This window comes from Paenibacillus sp. 22594 (assembly GCF_052044425.1).
In the GTDB taxonomy this organism is placed as follows: Bacteria; Bacillota; Bacilli; order Paenibacillales; family Paenibacillaceae; genus Paenibacillus_AQ.
Genome location: NZ_JBQENA010000010.1, coordinates 87506 through 111354 on the forward strand (window position 1 = coordinate 87506; position 23849 = coordinate 111354).

Below are 23849 nucleotides of genomic sequence, written 5' to 3' on the forward strand. Positions count from 1 at the left end.
ATGAGCGTTTCATTAACCGATATCGCACAAACGTTAAAAGATGCTACACATAAAACTAAAGCTAAAAATGCGAGCGAATCTGATGTAACAGTTCAACTGATTTACGCTTTTAATGGAACTGGTAAAACTAGACTTTCACAAGCATTCAAATCTTTAGTGGCACCGAAAACAGATGAGGATACGGAGCTAGAGGAATCAGAAGCAGTGAGTAAAAAAATCTTTTATTATAATGCATTTACTGAAGATTTATTTTATTGGGATAATGACTTGAAAAATGATGTTGAATTAAAACTTAAAATCCATCCTAATTCTTTTACAAGATGGATTTTTGAAGAGCAGGGACAAGATAGAAATATTATTTCTAAATTTCAACACTATACGGATGAAAAATTAACGCCACATTTTAACGAAGAGTATATCATCAAAAATAAAGACGGGGAAAATGTAACAGTAGAAGCTTTTACAGAAATAACTTTTTCATATGAACGTGGTAATGATGAGCGTTCCAATAACATTAAAATTTCAAAAGGAGAAGAAAGTAACTTTGTATGGTGTATTTTTTATTCTTTACTTGAACAAGTTATTGATGTATTAAATGTAGCTGAACCAAGTGAGAGGGAAACAAATCAGTTCGACCAGCTAGAATATGTGTTCATAGATGACCCTGTAAGTTCATTAGATGATAACCACTTGATTGAGTTAGCGGTAAATTTAGCACAATTGATACGATCTAGTGAATCAAAACTTAAATTTATAATAACCACACATAATCCTTTATTTTATAATGTGTTACACAATGAGTTTAAGCAAGGTGCGTTTAAAAAATATCTTCTTAAAAAAAATGAAGATAGAGAATATAAATTAATTTCCCATAGCGATGATTCTCCTTTTTCCTATCATCTTTTCTTAAAAACTGAAATAGAAAAAGCTATTGAAACAGATCAATTGAAAAAGTATCATTTTAATTTTTTTAGAAATATTTTAGAGAAAACATCAACATTTTTAGGCTATGAAACCTGGGGGAAACTTTTAGGTGAAACTATGGAAGAGGATCCTGGACCTTATATTAAAAGAATTATTAATATTTCAAGTCATTCAAAACATTCAGGAGATGAAATAGCTGAATTATCAGATGATGATAAACGTGTTTTAGATTATTTACTAAAAGGAATTAAGAATACCTATAAGTTTAAATGAGATGAAAGAAAAGAAATTGCATTAGGGGGGAAATTAATGAGCGATTTCAAACCCATCGCAGAATCAAACAACTTTATAGTTTTAGATAAATATACCAAGATAGTTCAACAAGGCAATGGCTATCAAACAGAAGCTGATTTGGAACGAGAACTGATTCAAGATTTAGTAGATCAAGGCTATGATTATTTACCTAATTTAAATACTCCTGAAAAAATGCTTGCTAATATTCGATTACAACTGCAAGACCTTAATAAAATACAATTTTCAAAAGATGAATGGAACAGATTTTGTGAGCAGTTTTTAGATAAACCGAGCGATAACCATATTGATAAAACTCGTAAAATTCATAACGATTATATTTATGACTTTGTATTTGATGATGGACATATTCAAAACATTTACCTAGTAGACAAAAAGATTATGGCCAACAATAAAGTGCAAGTGATTTCCCAATTTGAACAAAAAGGAACGCAAGCTAACAGATATGATGTTACCATTTTAGTCAATGGCTTACCTTTAGTACAAGTAGAGCTTAAAAAGCGTGGAATTGCCATTCGTGAAGCCTTTAATCAGGTTCATCGATATAGTAAAGAGAGTTTTAATTCAGAAAACTCTCTTTTTAAATATTTACAGATTTTTGTGGTTTCTAATGGGACAGATAGCCGTTATTTTGCTAATACGACTAGACGTGATAAAAACAGTTTTGATTTTACTATGAATTGGGCTAGATCAGATAATACCCTGATTAAAGATTTAAAAGATTTCACCGCTACATTTTTTCAGAAAAATACTTTATTGAGTATACTACTGAATTATTCAGTTTTTGATGCGAGCGGTAACCTGCTGATTATGCGTCCTTATCAAATTGCTGCTACAGAAAGGGTTTTATGGAAAATTAAAAGTTCAGACCTAGCTAAAAATTGGAGAACCACTGAAAGTGGCGGATATATTTGGCATACAACAGGTTCGGGGAAAACACTTACGAGTTTTAAAGCGGCTCGTTTGGCTACTGAACTGGATTTTATAGATAAAGTATTTTTTGTTGTTGATCGCAAAGACCTGGATTTTCAGACGATCAAAGAGTATCAGCGGTTTTCTCCTGATAGTGTTAATGGTTCAGAAAGTACCGCTGGATTAAAGCGTAACATTGAAAAAGATGATAATAAAATTATTGTGACGACGATTCAAAAACTGAATAATCTAATTAAGAGCGAAACAGAGTTACCTATATATAATAAGCAAGTGGTATTTATATTTGATGAAGCCCATCGTTCACAATTTGGTGAAGCTCAAAAAAATATCAATAAAAAGTTTAAGAAGTTCTATCAATTTGGATTTACAGGTACGCCTATTTTCCCGGAAAATGCGTTAGGTTCTGAAACGACTGCTTCTGTCTTTGGTCGAGAGTTACATTGTTATGTCATTACGGATGCCATTAGAGATGAAAAAGTTTTAAAGTTCAAAGTAGATTATAACGATGTACGTCCCAAGTTTAAAACGATTGAAAAAGAACAGGACGAGAAAAAGCTATCGGCAGCAGAAAATAAGGGAGCATTACTACATCCTGAACGGATTAAAGAAATTTCCCAATATATTCTTAATAATTTTAAAATAAAAACCCATCGTTTAAATGCGAATGGAAAAGGATTTAATGCCATGTTTGCTGTGAGCAGTGTTGACGCAGCCAAACTCTACTATGAATCGTTAAATAACTTACAAAAGGGAAGCAGCAACCCCCTCAAGATTGCGACAATCTTCTCCTTTGCTGCTAATGAAGAGCAAAGTGCTATAGGTGAAATTCTTGATGAAACTTTTGAACCTTCAGCAATGGATAGTAGTGCAAAAGAGTTTTTAAGTTTAGCCATTAAAGACTATAATTCCATGTTTAAAACCAATTATGGCGTAGAAAGTAAGGAATTTCAAAATTATTATCGTGACCTTGCTAAACGAGTAAAAGACAAAGAGATTGATTTGTTGATTGTTGTAGGAATGTTTTTAACAGGCTTTGATGCTCCTACATTAAATACTTTATTTGTTGATAAAAATCTTAGGTATCATGGTTTAATGCAAGCTTTTTCGAGAACAAATCGTATTTATGATTCCACCAAAACTTTTGGAAATATTGTTACTTTTAGAGATTTAGAACAAGCAACCATAGACGCCATTACTCTTTTTGGGGATAAAAACACTAAAAATGTGGTGCTGGAAAAAAGCTACAAAGAGTATATGGAAGGATTCACTGATGTGGCAACGGGTGAAGCCCATCGTGGTTATGTAGACGTAGTAAAAGAGCTACAAGAGCGTTTTCCTAATGTTGAAGATATTGCTAATGAAAAGGATAAGAAAGAGTTTGCTAAGATCTTTGGTGAATATCTGCGCACTGAAAATATCTTACAGAATTATGATGAATTTTCAGGTCTAAAAGCTTTACAAACAGTAGATATCAATGACCCTGAGGCTTTGGAGAATTTTAAATCTACTCACTATGTAAGTGATGAGGATATAGCTGCAATGCAAGAGATTAAAGTACTAGAAGAAAGAACGATTCAGGATTATCGTTCATCATATAATGATATTCGTGATTGGCTTCGTCGTGAAAAAACTGGAAAAGAAAAAGATAATTCCTCTATTGATTGGGATGATGTTGTCTTTGAAGTAGATCTATTAAAATCCCAAGAGATCAATTTAGATTACATTCTTGAACTTATTTTTGAGAACAACAAAAAAGTAAAAGATAAGGGTTTATTGGTTGAAGAGGTACGTCGTTTAATTCGTTCTAGTGTGGGGAACCGTGCGAAAGAAAGTTTAGTAGTCGATTTTATCAATCAAACAGATTTAGACAATATTCAAGATAAAGCAAGTATTATTGATGCCTTCTTCTCATTTGCTCAAACTGAGCAAAAACGTGAAGCAGAAGAATTGATTAATACTGAAAATCTTAATGAAGAGGCTGCAAAAAGATATATTTTAACTTCATTAAAAAGAGAATTTGCCAGTGGAAATGGAACGGAGCTTAATGAAATTCTTCCAAAAATGAGTCCTCTTAATCCTCAGTATTTAACAAAAAAGCAGAGCGTTTTTCAGAAAATCTCTGCCTTTGTAGATAAGTTTAAGGGAGTAGGTGGAAAAATTTAATAAAACTAAAATAGAAAGTATAATGTGAAGAATTGTAATGCCCCAATGTCAAGACAAGATTTCTCGGAAAATAAGTTATGTCCTCCTTCCGGTGATTAGGATACGTGTTGCTTGGCTTCATGAGTGTAGAACTGAACGGGCGTGCTTCGCCGAGTGACTGGTACAGGCGCTCCTCATTGTAAAATTGGACATAGTGAGACAGCCCTTTACGAAATGCGCGAGGACCTTTGAATTCGTTGATGTAAATGCATTGTTACTTGAGGGAGCGGAAGAATCGCTCGGTACGGCTATTGTCTGTGGCCCGCCTTTGTCGTCCATTGAAACCTTGCCCCCTGCCTTATCCATCAGTTCTAGGTAGTCCTTGTTGGTAAAATGCAAGCCTGGATCACTATTCATGATTTCAGCCAACATCGGAGAATTCCCGTTTAAGAAAGCGCAACATTAATCCCTACTCTAAGGTGCTCGAGGGCTCATAATCGATGACCTTACGGCTGTACAAGTCAATGATGAGGTAAAGCCCTTGCCCATCCGCAAATACGTAATGTCAATTCCCCGACCTGATTCGGCTGACAATCACAAGGCCTCGGAGCAGGTTGGGACGAGTGTAGGTCGCAGGAAGCCGTTTGCTTAAGTTCTGCTTAGGGTAGACGGCTTCGATCTCATGTTCTGTATGAGTCGGCATATGCGCTTAGGCATGCTCCGGTTCCCCTATGGCTTTGCGCGAATCGGCAGATTCATTTAGGGCTAAATTTTTTTGAGCCAGTTGACCTCAACTGTAAGTTGACCAACCAGCTTTTCCAAGCGCTCCTGCTTGGCTTCATATTCCGTTTTCACTTTTTCGGTCTCGCTCGCCTTCTTCTTGAAGACGCTTGAAGCACGCTCCAATAAGTCGGCCCTCCACCGGCTGATCATAACCGATTTAATCCCATGCAAGTCTGTTCCCGCATACAGTGCATGTGGGATACTATTCACTTTAGATTGGAATGTAGATACCAAATGAGAAATTAGGATGCCCCTTTCTTCACCCACCCTCCCCCAACAACTCCCCAACAGAAACATCCAGCGCTTTTGCAATGGCAACCACCTCATAATCCTGCACGAGTCTATGTTGACCCTCCAAGCGCGATAAACTGGTTGGGCTGATGTCTAAACCGAAGGTTTGTAACCGGGCAAGGAAATCCTTTTGTTTCATTCGCTTTGCTTTTCGAATAGCTACAACTCGGGTCCCGATGATATTTTTGTCACCTGGGGGCTCTTTGCGATGCTTCATTTCGGCTTCACCTCACAATATTAACCAAATTGTATGCGAGGCAGGTATTGTTTTAATGCGAATATCGAATTAAAATAAAATAAACCGATAAACGCATTAAAATTTCTGTACATCGTCTACAGACATAGCTTTTCCAGGAAGGAGGGGACGTAATGCAACATCTGATACAGAAATATGAGGAGGAAAAGCACAAGTTAAATGAACTCGGACAGAAATCATTGGACCAAGGCATTCCGCTAAGCAGCAATGAAGCGGTTCAGGCCCAGAGTCGTAAGGTGGACGAACTCATTAATCGGATATATCAAGAAAAAAGCGGACATGCAGCGTCATTTCGTGTGAACTTCTGTCTTGGAGGAGATGTGATGAGCTTTCCAGCATGGTTTATAGAAACGATTCAAGGTCGTTTGGGTGAGGTAAGCGCACTGATTGAACATCAATCCGAGCCTAGGCAAGCTTTTGAAGAAGAGCGCAAAGCTTTTCAAGCGTTGTTTGCCTCCATGGATATTGCACGTAAGCCAGAGTTTGAGTATTGGGAGGATAAGCTTTCTTTAAAGCAATCTATTCTTTATGAACGTCTATATCTACAAGGGCTCAAGGATGGAATGCAGCTAGCTAATGCATTTGCTGCTCCCTCAGTTCTCTCGGATTAAGATCGAATTAAAAAGCATACGCATACTTATATCTGGACTGTCCGTGCGACAGTCTTTTCTTGTGAATTGTTTGACTTTAAACCCGGAATCTTTGACTCAAAACAAACATTCCCGTCCCCCGGACATTGGATAAGCCTATACTTAATTTAATGGCCGAATAGATAAAGGAAGGAGAATTACAATCATGAATCATACTATCACCGACATCGGCGTTAATCTCATGCATCGCAGCTTTCAGGCGGATCGTGAGCAGGTTGTTGAACAAGCGATAGCACATAACGTTACGCCTCTGATTATTACAGGAACAAGCCTGAGGAACAGCCAGGAAGCTGCCCGCTATGCCGGGCGTTATCCTGGGAAGCTGTACGCTACTGCGGGAGTTCATCCTCATGATGCGAAGAGCTGCAGCGAAGAGACGATGACGAAGTTAAAAGAATTGGCAGTATTCCCACAGGTGGTAGCCATCGGGGAATGCGGTCTGGACTATAATCGGGATTTCTCACCGCGGGATGTGCAGCGTAAGTGGTTCGCCGAGCAAATCCGGCTGGCGCTTGAGCTTAATCTGCCATTATTTCTGCACGAGCGGGAGGCCTTTGCAGATTTCTTGGCCATGCTTAAGGAACAGCCGGTGCAAAAAGCAGTGGTTCATTGTTTTACCGGGTCGCAGTCTGAGCTTAAGGCCTATCTTGAAATGGGGCTCTATATCGGAATCACCGGATGGATCTGTGATGAGCGGAGAGGTAAGCATTTGAGAGAGCTTGTCCGAATGATTCCGCTGGATCGGCTCATGATCGAGACGGACGCACCTTTTCTGACTCCCAGAGACTTACAGACAAAGCCTAAGGACGGGCGGAACGAACCCTCCTTCCTGCCGCATATCCTGCAAGCTGTAGCACGATGTACGGGCAAATCCATAGAAGAGGTTGCCAAGGCGACTACAGAAACGGCGGCAGAGTTTTTCGGCATTTAATCGAACCCCCCACTATACCTTTTCCCTATAACCAGATATCACTTTTAAGTGTTACTTAGTGGATAACCCTCCATGCTAGAATCAATGCATTAGAGCAAGTGATGTATTAGATGGAGGAGGAGTATTCATGTGCAATAGATTTCAAATCGTAGGCAGCCTGCTGCGTCCGGCGGATTTATTAGAATATAAAGGGCAGATCGAACACCGGGATGATATCCGGTATCCTTTTTACCAGGACTTCCAGGGGTATGAGCAGTGTGAGGCTGAGGCGATTCAGGCTGTAGTTGAACAAGAAAGTGAGAATGGCCTGACCATACTTACGGATGGCGAATATTCCAAATCGATGTGGCATCTGGACTTTGTCTGGGGCTTCCAGGGGATTGACCGCTACATTGCGGATCATGGATATTTCTTCAGAGATACAGATGGAACTTCCAAATATGAGACGAGAAAAGATATTGGTCTGCGTATTACAGGTGAATTGGGTGGAAAGAACCATCATTTCATTCAAGCCTATAAGAAGCTTCAGGCGCTTGCCGGCGACCGGGAGACCAAGCTATGCGTACCTTCGCCGTCCCATATTTATGGTGAATTATCCTGGTCGGATAACATTGGCGGCACAGAAGCTGTGTATAAGGACAGACATGAGCTGAAAGAGGGGCTTGTTAAGGCTTATAAGGAGTTTGTAGGGGAATTCGCTGCTGCCGGGGGACGTATTCTGCAATTCGACGATTGCTTGTGGGAACTATTTGCCGATGATAACCCGAACTCCCCATATACCGGCGAGAATATTAATCAAGCGGAAGTACAGGCGCTGGCTGCAGCATTTATTGACATTAACAATACCGTCATTGATTACGGTCATAGCTTAGGCCTCCTAATGTGGACGCATAACTGCCGGGGCAACTATGATTCCCGTAATATGGGCGGTGGCTCCTATGCCAAGATTGCGAATCTGTTCCTGAAGCAGCTGAAGTACGACCGCTTTTTCCTGGAATGGGATGATGACCGTGCAGGCTCCCTTGAGGCGCTTGCAGTGTTCAAGGATAAGCCGGAGACGGAAATTGTACTTGGGCTATTGTCTTCCAAGACCAGGACGCTTGACGATGAAGCACGTGTAGTTCAAATGCTGGATGAAGCATCGAAAATTATTGATAAGGACCGGTTATTACTGTCTCATCAATGCGGGTTTGCCTCCTGCGATGGCGGCAATGAATTAACGGAAGATGAGCAGTGGGCGAAGATTAGACAAGGACAAGAGATTGCCCGGCAGTATTGGGGTAAGCTGTTGTAATTATCGCAGACAAGAGACACGAACCCATTCGTGTCTTTTTTTTGCGCCGCAAATATGTAACAATCAGAAGTCATAAAATCATCACTCTCCCAAGCGAACGTTTGTGCTACAATTTCTTTTGTGAATATATGGAAGGGGGGTGCGGGAGCTAATGACTACAAGGCAATGGGTCACCAAATTTATACGGATGCATAAATGGGTATTCTTGTTTGGGTTTGTGATCACCACATTAATGACGATGGTCAATCTGATGTACCCGTTCCTGGGCGGGAAGCTGATTAATGTAGCTTTTTATGATAAAGACATGAGCGCCTTTATGAATCTGTGCCTGATCTATGCGGGGATCCTCTTGTTCAATCAGTTTGTTGTTGCGACGTTAAATAATCTCATTTCCTCGCAGATGATGACGGGGTTTGTATTTGATATCCGCCGGGCTCTGTTCAATAAGATCTTACATAAGAAGGGGAAGGACCTCTCCGGGATGTACAGCGGGGACATGATCAGCCGGATGAACCACGACGCTACGGATATTATGAATCTCGTCTTCTGGAGCGGACTGTGGGGGTATTCCAACCTTTTGCATATCCTGTTCGCTGTCGGTTTCATGTTTTACTACAATGTATTTTTGGGGGCTTTTACGGTCGTTCTGGTTCCGGCTGTGTTCTTCGCCTCAAAATATTTCAAGACCCGGGCGCAAAAGGTCAACAAGGATATTGCAGCCGAACAGGGCAAGCTATCCTCTTATTTATTTGAGATCGTGAAGAACCTGCAGGAGATCCGAATCCTTAATGCAGGCCGGAAAGTAACCAGCACCTATTTAAGAAAAACGACCTCGATCCATAAAATGAACGTGGACAACGGAAAAATCGAAGTGACGACAGAGCGGGTGAATTCGTTCATCACGCTGATTGCACAGCTGCTGATATTTACGATCTGTGCTTATTTCATTACAAAAGGCCAAATGCAGCTTGGCGTTTTTGTAGCCGCCGTAAGCTATTTCAATATGGCTGTGAACTATTTCAGCTCGATCAACAGCAAAATTGTCGATGTCTGGGGGCAGTCGGTCTCCTTGCAGCGTGTCGTGGATATTCTGAATGAAGAGGAAGAGGATTACCGGGAGAACCAGCCTCCGAAGACCATCCAAGAGGGCAGGATTGAGTTTAACAATGTCACCTTTGGATACACCGGAGACAGACCGGTTCTGAATGGATTCAATCTCCGTATTGAGGCAGGAAGCACGATTGGCATTGTCGGAAGGAGCGGCGCGGGTAAAACAACGATGGGGAACCTGCTCTACAACCTGTACAACGTGGACAGCGGCGAGCTTCTGATCGACGGAACGAATGTTAAGGAGTATAACCTGCATAGCCTGCGGAGCCAGGTGGGGATTGTCCATCAGGAGACGATCCTCTATGATCAGACCCTGCGCTACAATCTTTCCTTCACAAACTGCAAGGATAAGGATGACGCTTTGATGGAGGCCATTAAGAAAGCCGCCCTGTATGAGGTTGTCCAGGCCCTTCCTGACGGACTGGACACGCTGCTTGGGACGGGCGGGCAGGAATTATCCGGCGGGCAGAAGCAGCGGCTGGCTATCGCGAGAATATTGGTCAAGAATCCTAAGATTCTGGTCTTCGACGAAGCCACCTCATCCCTCGACAGCCGGAACGAAGCGCTGATCCGGAGCATGCTTGGTGAACTGTCGAAGGAACGGACGCTGATTATCATCGCCCACCGTTTTTCCACGATTAAGAGCTGTGATAAAATCGCGGTGTTAGCGGACGGAATTGTCGAAGGCTATGACACCCACGATGTATTGATTACAAGCAACAAAACGTATATAGACTTATTCAACGAACAGTTTGCAGGAGGTGAAGCGGTATGACACGATTAGAAACCTTCAAGGCCTTAACCCGGGATATAGACGGTATTCACAAGCCGCTCCTTGCGCTTGGCCTGTTCAAGCTGTGGAGCTTAATATTCGGGCTGATCCCTTTGTTCTTGTATTCGTTTTTGGTTAACCGTGTCCTCGTGGATCAGAAGTTAAATGAGCTTTGGCCTGTCATCGCAGGATACTTGGCTGTTTTCCTGCTTACGACCATCGGAATTGCCGCCGCCAAGCGGTTTTCCAACCAGTTAATCCTGAAATTCGACCTGCGAATCAAGAACAAATTGCTGAAGAAGTATATAAGTCTTGATACTGAAGTGTACAGCAAATATAGCATTGGCGACGTTAAAAGCCGGATTGAGAACGATTCTGCGGTTGCCGGGAAGTTTTTTACGACCCATGTATTGGACTTTATCTACGCTGTCGTTTACGCTATTGCGCTGGCCGTTATTTTGCTGTGCTACGACTGGCGGATTGCGCTCCTCAGTTTTATTTTTGTTCCGGTTTCTTTGGTTACGGTTAATTTTCTGGGAGGGAAAGCGAAGAGCACCGGTGAGGCCCTCTGGAAGCTGCAAATCCAATATGAAAGCTTTTTACATGCCAATTTTCAAAACTGGAAAGATATCAAGACCAACAACCTGGAGGACGCGCAACTCGCTGAATTAAACGGGCATTACAAGAAGATCAGGCCTATTTGGTTTCTTAACCAGCTCTATATGCATCTGGGGATTACCTACTCGTTCTTCACCAAAAACTTCATTACCCAGCTGTTTATCTATTTCATTGGCGGAGTATTTGTTATTAAGGGCTACTCGGAGGTTGGTGTGCTGCTTGTATTTATCAACTTTTACGGGCAGTTCTTCGGGTTCATCGAGAACATCAGCAATGCCATGATGAATTATAAGAGTGATTCGGTGAATATCGAGAAGGTGATCGGGATCTTAAATGTAGAAACAGACAAGAGGCCTTATAAGAAAATCGCCGGAACCGGATTAACCGTTGATAATCTGAGATTTGCGTATGAGGGAAACGATTCATTTGCGCTTGACGGGATTTCGTTCTCGGTGAGTAAGGGCGAGCATCTGGCCATCGTGGGACAAAGCGGCAGCGGCAAGTCTACCCTCGCGAAGCTGCTGACCGGGCAGATCAAACCGCAAGCGGGTGCTATACAGATTGGCTGTGTTGATATCCATACAGTGAGCGGCGAGAGTGTTTCAGGCAAAGTGAGTATAGTCGTGCAGGAACCCGTTCTTTTCAACATGACAATCAGAGAGAACTTATTGCTGGCAAAGGCCGGCGCAACCGACGCGGAATTGATTGGGTGCTGCCGCAGAGCGCGTATTTATGACTTCATTGAAACATTGCAGGATCAACTCGATACCATCATCGGAGAAAAGGGTGTAAAGCTATCGGGGGGCCAGAGGCAGCGTTTATCGATTGCCCGGGCTTTTTTACAGGACAGGGACATCATTATTTTTGATGAAAGTACAAGCGCCCTTGATAACGAAAATGAGAGTGACATCATTACAGAACTGAAGAGTCTCTCCTCTGGGAAAACCATGATTTCGATTGCTCACCGTTTGTCGACTATTGTGGACTGCGACAAGGTAATGGTGCTAAAGGACGGCAGGGTAGCAGCTTTCGATACGCATGACAACCTGCGTAACAGAAACGAACCGTATGATCTGCTGTTCCAGAGCCAGTATATGGCGGGGTGAACTGAAGTATAATTACGATGGTTCCTATTCAATATAATCGTTATACAAATTGAGGGGGTTTCATGATGACCAATGAAAAAAGAGAATTGTCACCAGAACAACGTGAAGAACTACTCGGAGCCTTGAAAGCCCGGTTTGAGAAACACATGACCCGCCATCCAGGTTTGGAATGGGCTAAAGTACAAGCAAAGCTGGAAGCGAATCCTGAAAAATGGTGGTCACTCCATGAAATGGAGGGAACCGGCGGTGAACCGGATGTGGTTAGGTATGATGAAGAGACCGATGAATACATTTTTTATGACTGCTCAGCAGAAAGCCCTAAAGGCCGCAGAAGTGTATGTTATGACCATAAAGCGCTGGAGTCAAGGAAAGAACATAAGCCGAAAAACAGCGCTATGAATATGGTGGCCGCCATGGGCATTGAGCTGTTAACAGAAGAACAATACCGGGAACTTCAGAAGCTTGGGAATTTCGATATGAAAACATCAAGCTGGGTGAAAACACCTTCTGAGATTAGACAGCTTGGCGGTGCTATCTTTGCTGATTTCCGTTACGGCAATGTGTTCGTGTATCATAACGGTGCGGATTCTTACTATGGCGCTAGGGGATTTCGTGGCTCGCTCAGGGTCTGACCAGCCGAGCCGAGTGATTTTCAAGCGGAATGTGGGTGAAGCGCGTTTTATGTAGAGCTTGGACAAATATGCGCATGGATTATCAAGAAAATAACAACCGATTATTGTATGATTTTACATACAATAAAACAGGGAGTGGTGCCGCAATGAACTTAGAAGCCGTGTTTGGGCAGTTTCCGATCCTGCAGTCAGATGATATCGTATTGAAAAAGATTGAGGATGATCATCTGGACGAAGTTTTTGAAATCTATAACAATGACCGTGTGTTTGAATACTGCGGCATCATCCCGAAACACAATAAAGATACTGTGAAGAACATGATAGGACATTTCGAGAGAGATTATCATAAAAAATCAAGGGTCAAGTGGGGAATCTTCTATAATTCTGAGCCCGGCCGGTTGATGGGGATTATTGAGGCTCAAGATTTTAATCAAAAGGTAAACGTGGTGACGATTGGCTACTTTTTGGCGGAATCGCATTGGGGAAAAGGGATTGCTGCCGGAGCGGTAAACCTGTTGCTCGATTTTTTGTTCAGGGACGTCAACGTCAACAGAATTCAGGCTGAAGTCATGCCTCGAAATGAGAATTCCAAGAAGGTTCTACTGAAGAACGGCTTCATCAAAGAAGGAACGCTAAGACAAGCCACCTTATGGTCAGGTAAAGGGATTATCGATATAGAAATGTACAGTATTCTAAGAGAAGACTATGTAAAATAATCTGGAAAGCGATTTAGGCCACAACTTAGAATAGGTTTAGGCAGAAATAGACCGTCTCCGTTCACCAGGGCTGTCTATTTCTTTTTGAGTTAGTTCACTCTTATTTCACGCGATTTCTCACACTATCACAGAAGTCCCAATATAAAATACCATAAAAAGGTTGGAGTTGAATAGCGATGACTCGATACTGGACAAACCAAACCCTTGAGGGCTGGGAAAAAGCCCGAGAACTGGGTTACTTAATCGGAAGTCTTGATTTTATATGGGAAGAACTACTTGAGGATTACTATTGGATGATGAGACAGATGAAAAAGAGAATTATTAATTATTCTGGTGAATTCCCTATATGGCTATGGACGGAAAAACCAGATCTTCGAAAAAGCGGTCATTTTATTGCTGGTACTCCTGCTGTAAGCCTTGAAGTAGAGATACCGAGTGAAGGAGTATTATTATCTGATTTCGATGCATGGCATTGTGTTTTAAACAACAGCTTTTTAGCTTTAGATGAAGTTGAGTGGGAAGCCTTTTATCGGAATGAATTAAACATTTCGAAGGGAAAAAGTTGGGAGCGGATATTTGATCTTGAACTGCTTAGAGGATCTTCTTGGTGGAATTCTGAACCATATCTCCAAGGAGTTAGTGGGAGAATAGAGATTTCACAAGTACGAAAGGTCAGGAGATTTATTGCTAGGGGTAGGGCAATTTAGTTCTGATCACCTTGTAACTCCAGTTTCATCATAATATTAAAACTGATAGACATATGGATAAAATAGAGAAGTTTGATGCCTATAAAGGAGTGACGAAGTAGTTGTGTTAGAAATTACTAAATCGGAGTTTTCTTTATAAGTTTAGATCTAAGTTCCATTGAGGAGGTACTTATTAATGGCCACATATAAGCAAATCCAAGATTACGTAAAGCAAAAATATGGCTATGTTCCTAAAACATGCTGGATAGCGCATATGAAAGAATTAAGTGGTCTTCATCCTAAAATATCACCCAGAAGATATTCTTCCAATGCTAGAGTGCACCCTTGTCCCATAGAAAAACAAGATGCTATCAAGGAATCATTCCAATATTTTAAAATGATCTAAAGCGGAATATTAACTAGGAGCCTTTACCCAAGTGGTAAAGGTTTTTCTATCTCTCTAACTCACCCCTGCCAAAGCAAGTACCTCGATCCATCCTAAATACTAACCCCCTAACCCATTTCCGCCCCTATCGTTTATACTAAATAAAGCAAAACACTTCTAAGGAGCTGCTGAACCGATTATGAATAAGAAAGAAGTCGCACACATTCGCAAGCAATTCAAGCTGGACCATGAAATGCTCAAGCTGTTTGATATTCTTAACGTGTATATTATGAAGGAGACGAACGAGATTTATCATTGGGAGCGCCTGCCGTTTGGTCTCGTGGACAGAGAGAAGCAGGAGCTGTATATTGGCAATTTCAAAAAACTGCTCACCGGTGAATTGGATCATAAGCTGTTCGAGTTGAAGTTTCAGGAGGACGCGGAGGATCCGGCGCGGGTCATGCTTCACCAAGGCCTGGTGACAGGTGATCCTGAAGAATGGCAGGACCTGATGATGCTGCTGGTGGACAAAATGCTGGCAGATGCCAAGTATGAAAAGGACATGGTGGTCACTTTTGTACGCGGGCAGTATTACCGTCCGACCAAGTCCAGAAATGATGAAGCCGAAGAGAGTGAGAAGAACGAGATGTTCGCGCATCCGTTCATTCTGTGCAGCGTGAATTCCACGGAGCAACAGCGCAAGAACCTCATGTTCGATTATGTGGAGCGGGAATTCAAGTACAATATAATCGTCGATCCGATTGTTAAGCTCAGTACGCCGGAGCAGGGGTTCTTTTATCCGAGTGTGACGGACAACTATTCGGATGTGAACCGCATTCTGTATTGTACGGGAAAATCGAATTATCCCGATCCACAGTTCATCGAGCAGGTCTTAAATGCCGAAAGATCCGCAACGGCTCTGGAAGTGAGAACCATCTTTGAGGAGATCGTGAAGGAAGTGGCGGGCGAACAGCTCGATACGACCACTCTTGCTCAGATGTATGAGGAAATCCAGCAGGTCATCGAAGATAACGAGGAGGAGGAAGCTCCCAAGCTGGATTTTAAAGATGTGGAACGCGTCCTGAAGGTAAGCGGAGTGGAGGATGTGACGGCGGAAAAGGTGGAGCGTGCGTTCGAGACGATCATCGATGACAGAAACTACGAACTCAAAGCTACCAGTGTGATTCCGAAGTTCACCTCGAAGTCCATCAAGATTGAGACAAAGGTCGCAACCATTTCCATCAGCCCCCAGGATCTGAGATATGTGAAGCAGGTGAACTATCAAGGGAAACGCTGCATCATGATCGAGGTGGACGAGGATGTCGTGATCGAAGGATTTACACTCAGTACGGAGACGTTATAGGTAGCATTGGTGATTTTACATCCGCTTAACATGCCTCATATGATCACATGATATAACAGTAATTAACTAGTGATAAGAGGTGGATGTTGGATGAAGCTTAGCAAAGAAGAGAAATCATGGATTCTGTATGACTGCGGCAATTCGGCGTATTCGATGGCGGTGACCACAGCGCTTTTGCCCATAGTATTTGGCATGTTTACGAATGTGAACAGCAGCATGGATCTGGGGTATTTTAATTCCATCGCAAGTATTCTGGTGGCGATCCTCAGCCCGGTTTTAGGGACGATCGCTGATTATAAGGACACGAAGAAACGTTTCTTCGTGTTTTTTACTATGATCGGGGTGTTGGCTACCGCTTCGCTGGCCTTCGTAGCACCTGCGAGCGGACAGTGGCAGCTATTAATTGTATTCTATATCCTGTCAGCCATCGGTTTTGCCGGAGCTAACATTTTCTATGACTCCTTTCTGGTGGATGTTACGAAGGATGAGCGGATGGATAAGGTATCGACCCGGGGGTTTGCTTTTGGCTACATCTCCAGCGTTATTCCGTTTGGGATCAGCCTGCTCTTGATTCTTGCTATGGGGATGGATAAGGCCACCGGTTATCAGATTGGATTCATCATTACGGCCCTTTGGTGGGGGCTGTTGACCATACCCATGATCAGAGACGTGAAGCAAAGACACTATATTGAGCCTGAGCCCAGACCGGTGATCCGCAGCTTCAGAAGACTGGCTAACACCTTCAGGAATATCAGGCAGCACAAAATGGTCTTTGTTTTCTTGTTAGCTTACTTTTTCTATATTGACGGGGTAGATACGATTATTAAAATGGTAGTGCCTTATGCGACGTCCGTTCTGGGCGCTGATGCCTTAGACACATTTTCCTTGCTTGGCATTCTGCTGGTGATCCAGATTATTGCTTTTCCATGTGCGATTCTCTACGGCAATCTGGCCAAAACCTACTCCGCCCGGACGATGATTATTGTGGGGATATTCACCTATATCATTGCCTGTATCGCGGCTTTCTTTATCACTTCCGTCTGGCATATTTTTATTCTTGGGGCGTTAATTGGTTCGGCTCAGGGCGGCATTCAGGCGCTCAGCCGGTCTTATTATGCGAAGATTATCCCTAAGGAAAAATCCAATGAATTCTTTGGCTTTTACAATATCTTTGGCAAATTCGCGGCGATCATCGGTCCTGCGCTTATGTCTCTGACAACTACCTTAACGGGCAATGCCAACCTTAGTATTCTATCGGTGATCCCGTTATTTATCATTGGATTTGTCATCTTTATCACTCTGCCGAAGCAGGAGCCCGGAGTACTCAACAAACCGTGATCCGAATTACACCCACCCTGTATACTCCAAAATAGACGCCTTCGCGGACTGTGCCTCGGACTGTGCACCCTTACGCCATTCCTTGGGTGACACCCCCATTAGCCTGGAGAAAGAGCGGTTGAAGCTGGAAATGGAGTGAAATCCCACTTGTTCGGAGATGGAGAGAATGGAATCTTCCGTGCTCTTAAGCTGCTTGCAGGCTTCTTCAATCCGGGTACTGCTCAGGAAATCGAGAGGGGCGGTGCCCATGATCTCATGGAATTTTCTCCGGAAATGCGTGGTGCTTAAGTGGCACAGATCTGCCAGGAAATCGATGGTCATGGGGATCATGTAGTTTGTGGTGATATACTCCAGAGCCTGGGAAATGACAAAATCGCCCTTCAGGCTATGCTCTGTGTCTTGTTCCGCCAGCGTTTCATTCGTGGAATGGATTCTAAGGAGTTCGATATACAGCGATAACAACAAGCCGTAGGCACTTTCCTGATAGTAGGGGTTCTGCTGCTTCAATTCCTCGACGACGGATGTGGCCAGGGAATAGACTTTGGGATACTGCGCCTTGTTCAAAATACAGTTTTTCCCCTGCACCCGCCACAGATTCGGTTCGAAGCTGCTGTAGGCACTTTTGAAGGAATGCTGGAACAGATCCTCCGGCGAGAAAAAGAGATAGGACCACAGACTGGCTTCACCCGGCGAACTGTACGTCGTATGGGGAAGATACCGGGGGAGAAAGGTCACATCACCGGCTTTAAAGGGGACGGCTTCTCCTTTGATCTCCATGATGCCGCTGTCTGAATAACAAATACCAATCTCCAAATGATTATGGAAATGCAAATGCTCAGATTTGATATCGGAAATCCTCCAGCGGTCTCCGCTCAGCAGCAGGATAGGGAAATGGATCGGCAGGCTGTAGTGGCGGTACTCGATGACGGGTTTCTTTTTTCTGGGCATCTGTGGTTGCTCCTTCTCCCTAACAATAAATGGTCGAAACTGCACACTTTTGCTGCGAATATGCTTAGATGTAGACCATTTTACTGCTTACAATAGAGTCTGTAAAGCGCTTGCACGCATATGGACGGATATGAAGTGTTCGACAAGAGAGGGGATTAAGATGGATAAATTAACGTATGACAAGGAAGAAATTCTACGCATTATCGACAAAGTGACCCGAAAAACCCTGGCTATGGATTTAACGTGGGAATGGCCTTGCGGGGTGGCGTATTATGGGGTGTCCAGAGCTTATCAGACCACAGGCAATAAGGACTATCTGAACATGCTGATCCAGTGGGTGGATGAATATATCGAGCTTGGCCTGCCGGACTGGACGGTGAACACTTGTGCCATGGGCCATATGCTGATCACCTTATATGAAGAAACAGGCAACCAGAAATATTGGGATATTGTGATGAGCAAAGTGGATTATCTCCAGCATAGAGCGCTAAGATTCGGGGACAATGTGCTGCAGCATACGGTATCCGTATCGAATGATTTTCCGGAGCAGGCTTGGGCGGATACGCTGTTTATGGCGGCCTTTTTCCTGCTGCGGGTGGGAAGCAAACTGAAGGATCAGGCTATAATTCAGGATGCCCTGAATCAATATTACTGGCACATTAAATACCTGCAAGACCCAAGCACCGGGTTCTGGTACCATGGCTACAATAATGTGAAGCAGGATCATATGTCCGGGTTGTACTGGGGGAGAGCGAATGCCTGGGGTGCCTATACCATGTCGCAGGTCAAACCGCTGCTGGGGGACTGGTATCTGTATCCGCAGTGTATGGACGTGGAGTGTTCGTTGCGGGATCAACTGGCCGCGCTGAAGCTTGTACAGACGGAGAACGGCTTGTGGCGGACGGTGCTGGATGATGAGGAATCCTACGAAGAAGTATCTGCATCCTGCGGGATTGCGGCGGCGATGGTGGGTAACGACAATCCGCTGCATACCAAATATGTGCAAAAGGCCCTGAAAGGTATTTTGGACCATATCAGCGAAGATGGACGGGTACTCGGGGTATCGGGCGGAACCGCAGTGATGAAGGACAGGGAAGGGTACCGTAATATTCCAAAAGACTGGATTCAGGGCTGGGGTCAGGGCTTAGCACTCGCTTTTCTGTCCGATATGCTTCAATAGGAGGGAGCACGTTGTCCAAACATAGAGCGGGAGCCTTTACGCTGCCGGGAGAATCCGGTTATGAGGCGCTGACCCTGGAACTCGCTGAACGGTGGGGTGCCGATGTCATCCGTGACAGTGACGGCACGAAGTTGTCCGATGAGATTATCCACGCAGGATACGGCATCTATTCTACCCTCTGTATTATTAGGGATCATAACGTGTGGGCTTCGCGCAATCCGGATAAGCTGCAGCAGTGCTTTCTCATTACGAATCCGAAGGTAGCGGTGCAGGGTTATGTATCCATCTATCTGATGGAGGATTTTTTTGCTGAACAATTCAGAGTGAATGATTCCAAAGAGGCGTTTATGTATTGGCAGGTTATTGACCGGACGACCGGGGAGGAGGTTCCCAGAGAACAGTGGAATTATGAACGGGAAGCGGGGAACGTGGTCCTTACCGGAATTGCGCCTTGGCATAAATACACGGTCAGCTTCATGGCCTACCGGATCTGGGAAGAGATTTCCATGTACAATCACACCACGAATCATTGGGATAAAGAGCATTTGATGCAGATTGACCCCATGTATGCAGACACGCAAAAGTATCTGCTGGACTGGATGGAAGACTGGTGTCTGCAGCATAAGGAAACAACGGTTGTCCGGTTCACTTCGCTTTTTTATAATTTCGCCTGGATCTGGGGCAGCAGTGAGCGCAACCGTCATCTGTTCTCGGACTGGGGTTCATATGACTTCACAGTAAGTGCAAGAGCGCTTGATCTGTTTGCTGAGAGATATGGCTATTCGCTGTCGGCTGAGGATTTTGTGAATGGCGGGAAATACCGCGTCAGTCATATCCCGGCTGAGCAGCGCAAGCTCGATTATATGGCTTTTATCAATGATTTTGTCATCGGATTTGGCAAGCAATTGATTGACCTTGTGCATAAGCACGGCAAGCTGGCGTATGTCTTTTATGATGACAGCTGGGTGGGCATGGAGCCGTACAACGACCGTTTTCAGGAGTTTGGCTTGGACGGGATGATTAAATGCGTGTTCTCAGGCTATGAGGCAAGGTTGTGTGCCGGGGTGAAAGTGGATACGCATGAGATCCGGCTGCATCCGTATCTGTTTCCGGTTGGTTTGGGCGGAGCGCCTACTTTTATGGAGGGCGGGGACCCTACGCTGGATACCAAAAAATACTGGATTCATATCCGGCGGGCCCTCTTGCGTGAGCCGGTCGACCGGATTGGACTGGGCGGATACTTGCATCTGGTAGAGCCTTACCCGGATTTCTGTGATTATATCGAGAAGATTGCGGGTGAATTCCGGGAGATTCAAGAGCTTCATCAACAGGGCAAGCCGTATCAGATCAAGACGAAGGTAGCTATTCTGCATGCTTGGGGCAAGTTGAGATCGTGGACGCTGTCCGGCCATTTTCATGAAACGTTCATGCATGATCTGATTCATATCAATGAGGCCTTATCCGGATTGCCGGTAGATGTGCAGTTTATTGATTTCGAGGATATCCGTCAGGGGAAGCTGCAAGAGTGCGATGTAGTGATCAATGCCGGCTCTGCCGGTTCAGTCTGGAGCGGCGGGGACTACTGGAAAGACAGCAAGTGCGTGGACGTCCTGACCCAGTGGGTGTATGAGGGCGGTACCTTTATCGGAATCAACCAGCCTTCGGCGGTCAACGGGTATGACAGCTTTTTCAGAATGGCACATGTTCTGGGTCTGGATGAGGACACAGGCTCAAGAGTAGCACATGGCCGATGGACCTATGAGGTGAAGGCTGAGCAGGGATTGGTGCCTGAAGGGGCCAGCCTAACGCCCAAGCCTAATATTTATCTTACCGACGGGTCCGCGACAGTGATGGATGAAGCAAGCGGAATGATAACCCTGTCCACTCATGCCTTCGGTAAAGGAAAGGGAATCTACCTTCCTTCTTTCGAATTCAGCTGGGAAAATACACGATTGCTGCTGAATCTGCTTCGCTATGCGGGCAAAGAGCTGCATGAGACGAAGTACATTACGGACAATTTGTATACAGAGTGTGCTTATTATCCGGAAAGTAAGAAGCTCGTTGTGATGAACAATAGCGGCCAGCTGCAAAGGACTACGATCAATACGGAGGATGGAGAACACACCATGGAATTGGCTCCGTATGACACGGTTATCCTGACTATAGGGACTATAGGCGGTAAATAGAATTCATTGGCTAAATAATATATGTTAAATCAAACGGTTTGACTGACAGTAGGTGTCAGTTAAGCCGTTTTATAATAGGGATAATAATTGATCGCTGTTGATGATTGGTTATCACTTGATAATTTATATTGGGAGGATTTATTAATGAGTAGCACGGTATATCTTTATGTATTTGACACAATGGCAGACTGGGAAATAGGTTACTTAACTTCCGAACTGAACTCAGGAAGATATTACAGAAAGGGACTCTCCCCATCCAAAATAGTTACCGTGGGAATTGAAAAGACTCCTGTAACTACAATGGGCGGATTGAAAATACTGCCTGACCTCCAACTGGATGAGTGCAGCATTGAAAGTACAGATGCATTAATTTTACCCGGTGGAAATACATGGACAGAATCCATTCACCACCCCATCTTAAAAATTGTTGAGAGTTGTTTACAGGAAGGGGTACTGGTTGCAGCCATTTGCGGCGCTACAATAGGACTAGCCCAAGCTGGACTGCTGAATTCACGCTGTCATACAAGCAATGATCTGGGATATCTTAAAATGATCTGTCCCGCTTATACGGGCGAACAGTATTATCAAAAGGATTCCACTGTAACCGATGGAAAACTGATCACGGCTTCTGGAATAGCTCCTTTGGAATTTGCTGCACATATCCTGAAAGCTCTGGATGTGTTTTCTTCCCAAACATTAGATGCCTGGTATAGTCTTAATAAGACTCACGATCCCCAGTATTTCTATGAGCTGATGGAATCAGTCCAGTGAGGTTATGAATACAAAAGGTCCTTCTTTGAGAAAATCACATAGCTGATTTTGTACATCGCCAAGTTCCACGCCAGCGCGATCACCGGGGAGCAGTACAGCAGGATCAACTGAAGCTGATCTGTAAAAGAAACACCAAAGAAGATCAGAATCTCATACACACCAAAGCAAATCGCAGCGGGAATTATAAAGGACACAAGTGACAGCGTACGAGCCTTTTCTGTACCAAACTTAAATAACAGAGGGATGGACAGACTTCCTAAGATTGTCGCAATTATAAAACCAACTACAGCGATACCCGGCAGAGTGAGGATATCGCTCATGTTGCTGTAATCAACTTTACCGGTGATGATGCCACCAATGAAACCAATTACTAGACCGGTAACAACACCGAAACCCGAGAAAATCAGCAGAACAATAAATTTGCTGGCCACCAAGTCCCTTTTGGTAACTGGGGTAACCATAGCGTATTTCATCCACTTGGAGTTGTCATCAAAGCTGAACGTAGTCATAACCATCATGCTGCATAGAACTCCACTCGCGATAATATAGGCTTCCGGTCCGCTGAAAGGGACAAAAATTAGGGCAAAAACAAATAGCATAAAGAACATGGATTTGGCGTTGTGCCCGATGTTATACAAATCTTTTAAAATCAAGCTTTTCATTACACCGGTTCCCCCTTTACATAGAGAAGAAGAATATCGTCAATAGATGCGTCGTCCACTACTGCGGTCTTATATTTGCGGCGAGCTTTTTCCTTATCGGCAACCAGCACATCCCACTGATAGTCGCACTTCCGGCAGGCAAGGATCTCCGATTGGTCAATCTCTGCAAACAGTGCTGCCCCACAGCGAATAATGCCGTAGTTGTAACGAAGTTCGTCCTTTGCTTTACAGAACAGGACTTTTCCCTCATGAATAAAGGTAATGTTATCAGCCACTTTCTCCAAATCCGTTGTGATGTGGGAAGACATCAGGATAGAGTGGTTTTCGTCCTGGACAAAATCCAGAAAAACATCCAACATATCGTCACGCATGATAGGATCAAGTCCGCTAGTCGCTTCGTCCAGGATCAAGAGCTTTGGCTTGTGGGAGAGTGCTACAGCAATACAAAGCTTCATCTTCATGCCTTTAGAAAATGTTTTAATTTCTTTGTCGGAAGAGAGCTGGAACTTTTTTAAATAACCGCTGTAAATGGCATCGTCCCACTGTTTATAGGCAGCCGCTGAAATTTTGCCGACCTTGGCCGGTGTGAGGGTCTCATAGAAGTTGATACCGTCAAATACAACCCCTATGTCCTCCTTGATTTGCTTGGGATTAGAGGACAGCTCCTGACCCCAGAACGTGACGATCCCTTCATCCTTTCGGATGAGATCTAAGATGGCGTTAATCGTGGTGCTTTTACCGGCGCCATTCTCACCAATCAGCCCCATAATCGTGCCTCTCGGAATAGAAAAGGACACCTGATCCAGCTTGAAGTCAGGATATTGTTTGGTCAGGTTCTCCACCTGCAAAATAGGTTCCAT

At 43.9% G+C, this 23849-nt stretch carries 22 protein-coding genes; 16 read left to right on the forward strand and 6 right to left on the reverse strand.

From position 1 onward, the window contains the following. Both ACTJKB_RS25530 and ACTJKB_RS25535 read left to right on the forward strand, forming a co-directional pair. Complete coding sequence (locus ACTJKB_RS25530; RefSeq protein WP_440837146.1) at positions 1 to 1197, forward strand: AAA family ATPase; 1197 nt, start codon at positions 1 to 3, stop codon at positions 1195 to 1197. Between the two features lie 36 nt (positions 1198 to 1233). Further along, complete coding sequence (locus ACTJKB_RS25535) at positions 1234 to 4332, forward strand: HsdR family type I site-specific deoxyribonuclease (protein WP_440837147.1); 3099 nt, start codon at positions 1234 to 1236, stop codon at positions 4330 to 4332. A 544-nt stretch (positions 4333 to 4876) separates the two neighbouring features. On the opposite strand, the gene ACTJKB_RS25540 is transcribed toward ACTJKB_RS25535, so the two are convergent. The 3 genes from ACTJKB_RS25540 to ACTJKB_RS25550 all read right to left on the reverse strand — a co-directional run bounded on the left by ACTJKB_RS25540 (position 4877) and on the right by ACTJKB_RS25550 (position 5602). After that, positions 4877 to 5014, reverse strand: a complete 138-nt coding sequence (locus ACTJKB_RS25540; protein ID WP_440837148.1) for a hypothetical protein — start codon at positions 5012 to 5014, stop codon at positions 4877 to 4879. 62 nt (positions 5015 to 5076) lie between these two features. Continuing rightward, on the reverse strand, positions 5077 to 5217 hold the full coding sequence (locus ACTJKB_RS25545) for a hypothetical protein (RefSeq protein ID WP_440837149.1): 141 nt from the start codon (positions 5215 to 5217) through the stop codon (positions 5077 to 5079). 136 nt (positions 5218 to 5353) lie between these two features. Next, complete coding sequence (locus tag ACTJKB_RS25550) at positions 5354 to 5602, reverse strand: helix-turn-helix domain-containing protein (protein ID WP_440837150.1); 249 nt, start codon at positions 5600 to 5602, stop codon at positions 5354 to 5356. 152 nt (positions 5603 to 5754) lie between these two features. Between ACTJKB_RS25550 and ACTJKB_RS25555 the strand changes: the two genes are divergently transcribed. The 11 genes from ACTJKB_RS25555 to ACTJKB_RS25605 all read left to right on the forward strand — a co-directional run bounded on the left by ACTJKB_RS25555 (position 5755) and on the right by ACTJKB_RS25605 (position 17242). Further along, on the forward strand, positions 5755 to 6252 hold the full coding sequence (locus ACTJKB_RS25555; RefSeq protein WP_440837151.1) for a hypothetical protein: 498 nt from the start codon (positions 5755 to 5757) through the stop codon (positions 6250 to 6252). A 184-nt stretch (positions 6253 to 6436) separates the two neighbouring features. Continuing rightward, positions 6437 to 7222: a TatD family hydrolase gene (locus tag ACTJKB_RS25560; RefSeq protein ID WP_440837152.1), complete on the forward strand. Its 786-nt coding sequence runs from the start codon at positions 6437 to 6439 to the stop codon at positions 7220 to 7222. Positions 7223 to 7349: 127 nt separating this feature from the next. Then, positions 7350 to 8516 (forward strand): cobalamin-independent methionine synthase II family protein, encoded by a 1167-nt coding sequence (locus ACTJKB_RS25565; RefSeq protein ID WP_440837153.1) that lies wholly within the window; start codon positions 7350 to 7352, stop codon positions 8514 to 8516. Between the two features lie 151 nt (positions 8517 to 8667). Further along, positions 8668 to 10401 carry an ABC transporter ATP-binding protein gene (locus ACTJKB_RS25570; protein ID WP_440837154.1) on the forward strand — a complete coding sequence of 578 codons (1734 nt, stop codon included), beginning with the start codon at positions 8668 to 8670 and terminating at the stop codon, positions 10399 to 10401. Then, positions 10398 to 12122, forward strand: coding sequence for an ABC transporter ATP-binding protein (locus ACTJKB_RS25575; protein WP_440837155.1), 1725 nt, complete (start codon positions 10398 to 10400; stop codon positions 12120 to 12122). Before ACTJKB_RS25570 ends, ACTJKB_RS25575 begins: the two co-directional genes overlap by 4 nt. Before the next feature lie 65 nt (positions 12123 to 12187). Next, entirely contained in the window at positions 12188 to 12754 is a 567-nt protein-coding gene (locus ACTJKB_RS25580; protein ID WP_440837156.1) for a DUF4256 domain-containing protein, read from the forward strand. 146 nt (positions 12755 to 12900) lie between these two features. After that, positions 12901 to 13470: a GNAT family N-acetyltransferase gene (locus ACTJKB_RS25585; protein WP_440837246.1), complete on the forward strand. Its 570-nt coding sequence runs from the start codon at positions 12901 to 12903 to the stop codon at positions 13468 to 13470. 176 nt (positions 13471 to 13646) lie between these two features. Next, positions 13647 to 14177 (forward strand): DUF3841 domain-containing protein, encoded by a 531-nt coding sequence (locus tag ACTJKB_RS25590; RefSeq protein ID WP_440837157.1) that lies wholly within the window; start codon positions 13647 to 13649, stop codon positions 14175 to 14177. Positions 14178 to 14352: 175 nt separating this feature from the next. Beyond that, complete coding sequence (locus ACTJKB_RS25595; protein ID WP_440837158.1) at positions 14353 to 14562, forward strand: hypothetical protein; 210 nt, start codon at positions 14353 to 14355, stop codon at positions 14560 to 14562. A 178-nt stretch (positions 14563 to 14740) separates the two neighbouring features. Next, entirely contained in the window at positions 14741 to 15904 is a 1164-nt protein-coding gene (locus ACTJKB_RS25600; protein WP_440837159.1) for a DUF4317 domain-containing protein, read from the forward strand. Between the two features lie 90 nt (positions 15905 to 15994). Beyond that, positions 15995 to 17242, forward strand: coding sequence for an MFS transporter (locus ACTJKB_RS25605; protein ID WP_440837160.1), 1248 nt, complete (start codon positions 15995 to 15997; stop codon positions 17240 to 17242). A 6-nt stretch (positions 17243 to 17248) separates the two neighbouring features. On the opposite strand, the gene ACTJKB_RS25610 is transcribed toward ACTJKB_RS25605, so the two are convergent. Next, on the reverse strand, positions 17249 to 18190 hold the full coding sequence (locus ACTJKB_RS25610; protein ID WP_440837161.1) for a helix-turn-helix domain-containing protein: 942 nt from the start codon (positions 18188 to 18190) through the stop codon (positions 17249 to 17251). 160 nt (positions 18191 to 18350) lie between these two features. On the opposite strand from ACTJKB_RS25610, the gene ACTJKB_RS25615 reads away from it, so the two are divergent. The 3 genes from ACTJKB_RS25615 (at position 18351) to ACTJKB_RS25625 (ending at position 22327) form a co-directional block, all read left to right on the forward strand. Further along, a complete protein-coding gene (locus ACTJKB_RS25615; RefSeq protein WP_440837162.1) occupies positions 18351 to 19370 on the forward strand; it encodes a glycoside hydrolase family 88/105 protein in 1020 nt (339 codons plus the stop codon). Positions 19371 to 19381: 11 nt separating this feature from the next. Further along, the gene (gene gnpA / locus ACTJKB_RS25620; RefSeq protein WP_440837163.1) at positions 19382 to 21556 is read left to right on the forward strand and encodes a 1,3-beta-galactosyl-N-acetylhexosamine phosphorylase; all 2175 of its coding nucleotides are present in this window, start codon (positions 19382 to 19384) and stop codon (positions 21554 to 21556) included. Between the two features lie 144 nt (positions 21557 to 21700). Next, a complete protein-coding gene (locus ACTJKB_RS25625; protein WP_440837164.1) occupies positions 21701 to 22327 on the forward strand; it encodes a type 1 glutamine amidotransferase family protein in 627 nt (208 codons plus the stop codon). A 2-nt stretch (positions 22328 to 22329) separates the two neighbouring features. On the opposite strand, the gene ACTJKB_RS25630 is transcribed toward ACTJKB_RS25625, so the two are convergent. Next, positions 22330 to 22989, reverse strand: a complete 660-nt coding sequence (locus tag ACTJKB_RS25630) for an ABC-2 transporter permease (protein ID WP_440837165.1) — start codon at positions 22987 to 22989, stop codon at positions 22330 to 22332. Next, on the reverse strand, positions 22989 to 23849 hold the full coding sequence (locus ACTJKB_RS25635) for an ABC transporter ATP-binding protein (RefSeq protein WP_440837166.1): 861 nt from the start codon (positions 23847 to 23849) through the stop codon (positions 22989 to 22991). The genes ACTJKB_RS25630 and ACTJKB_RS25635 overlap by 1 nt, the downstream gene beginning before the upstream one ends.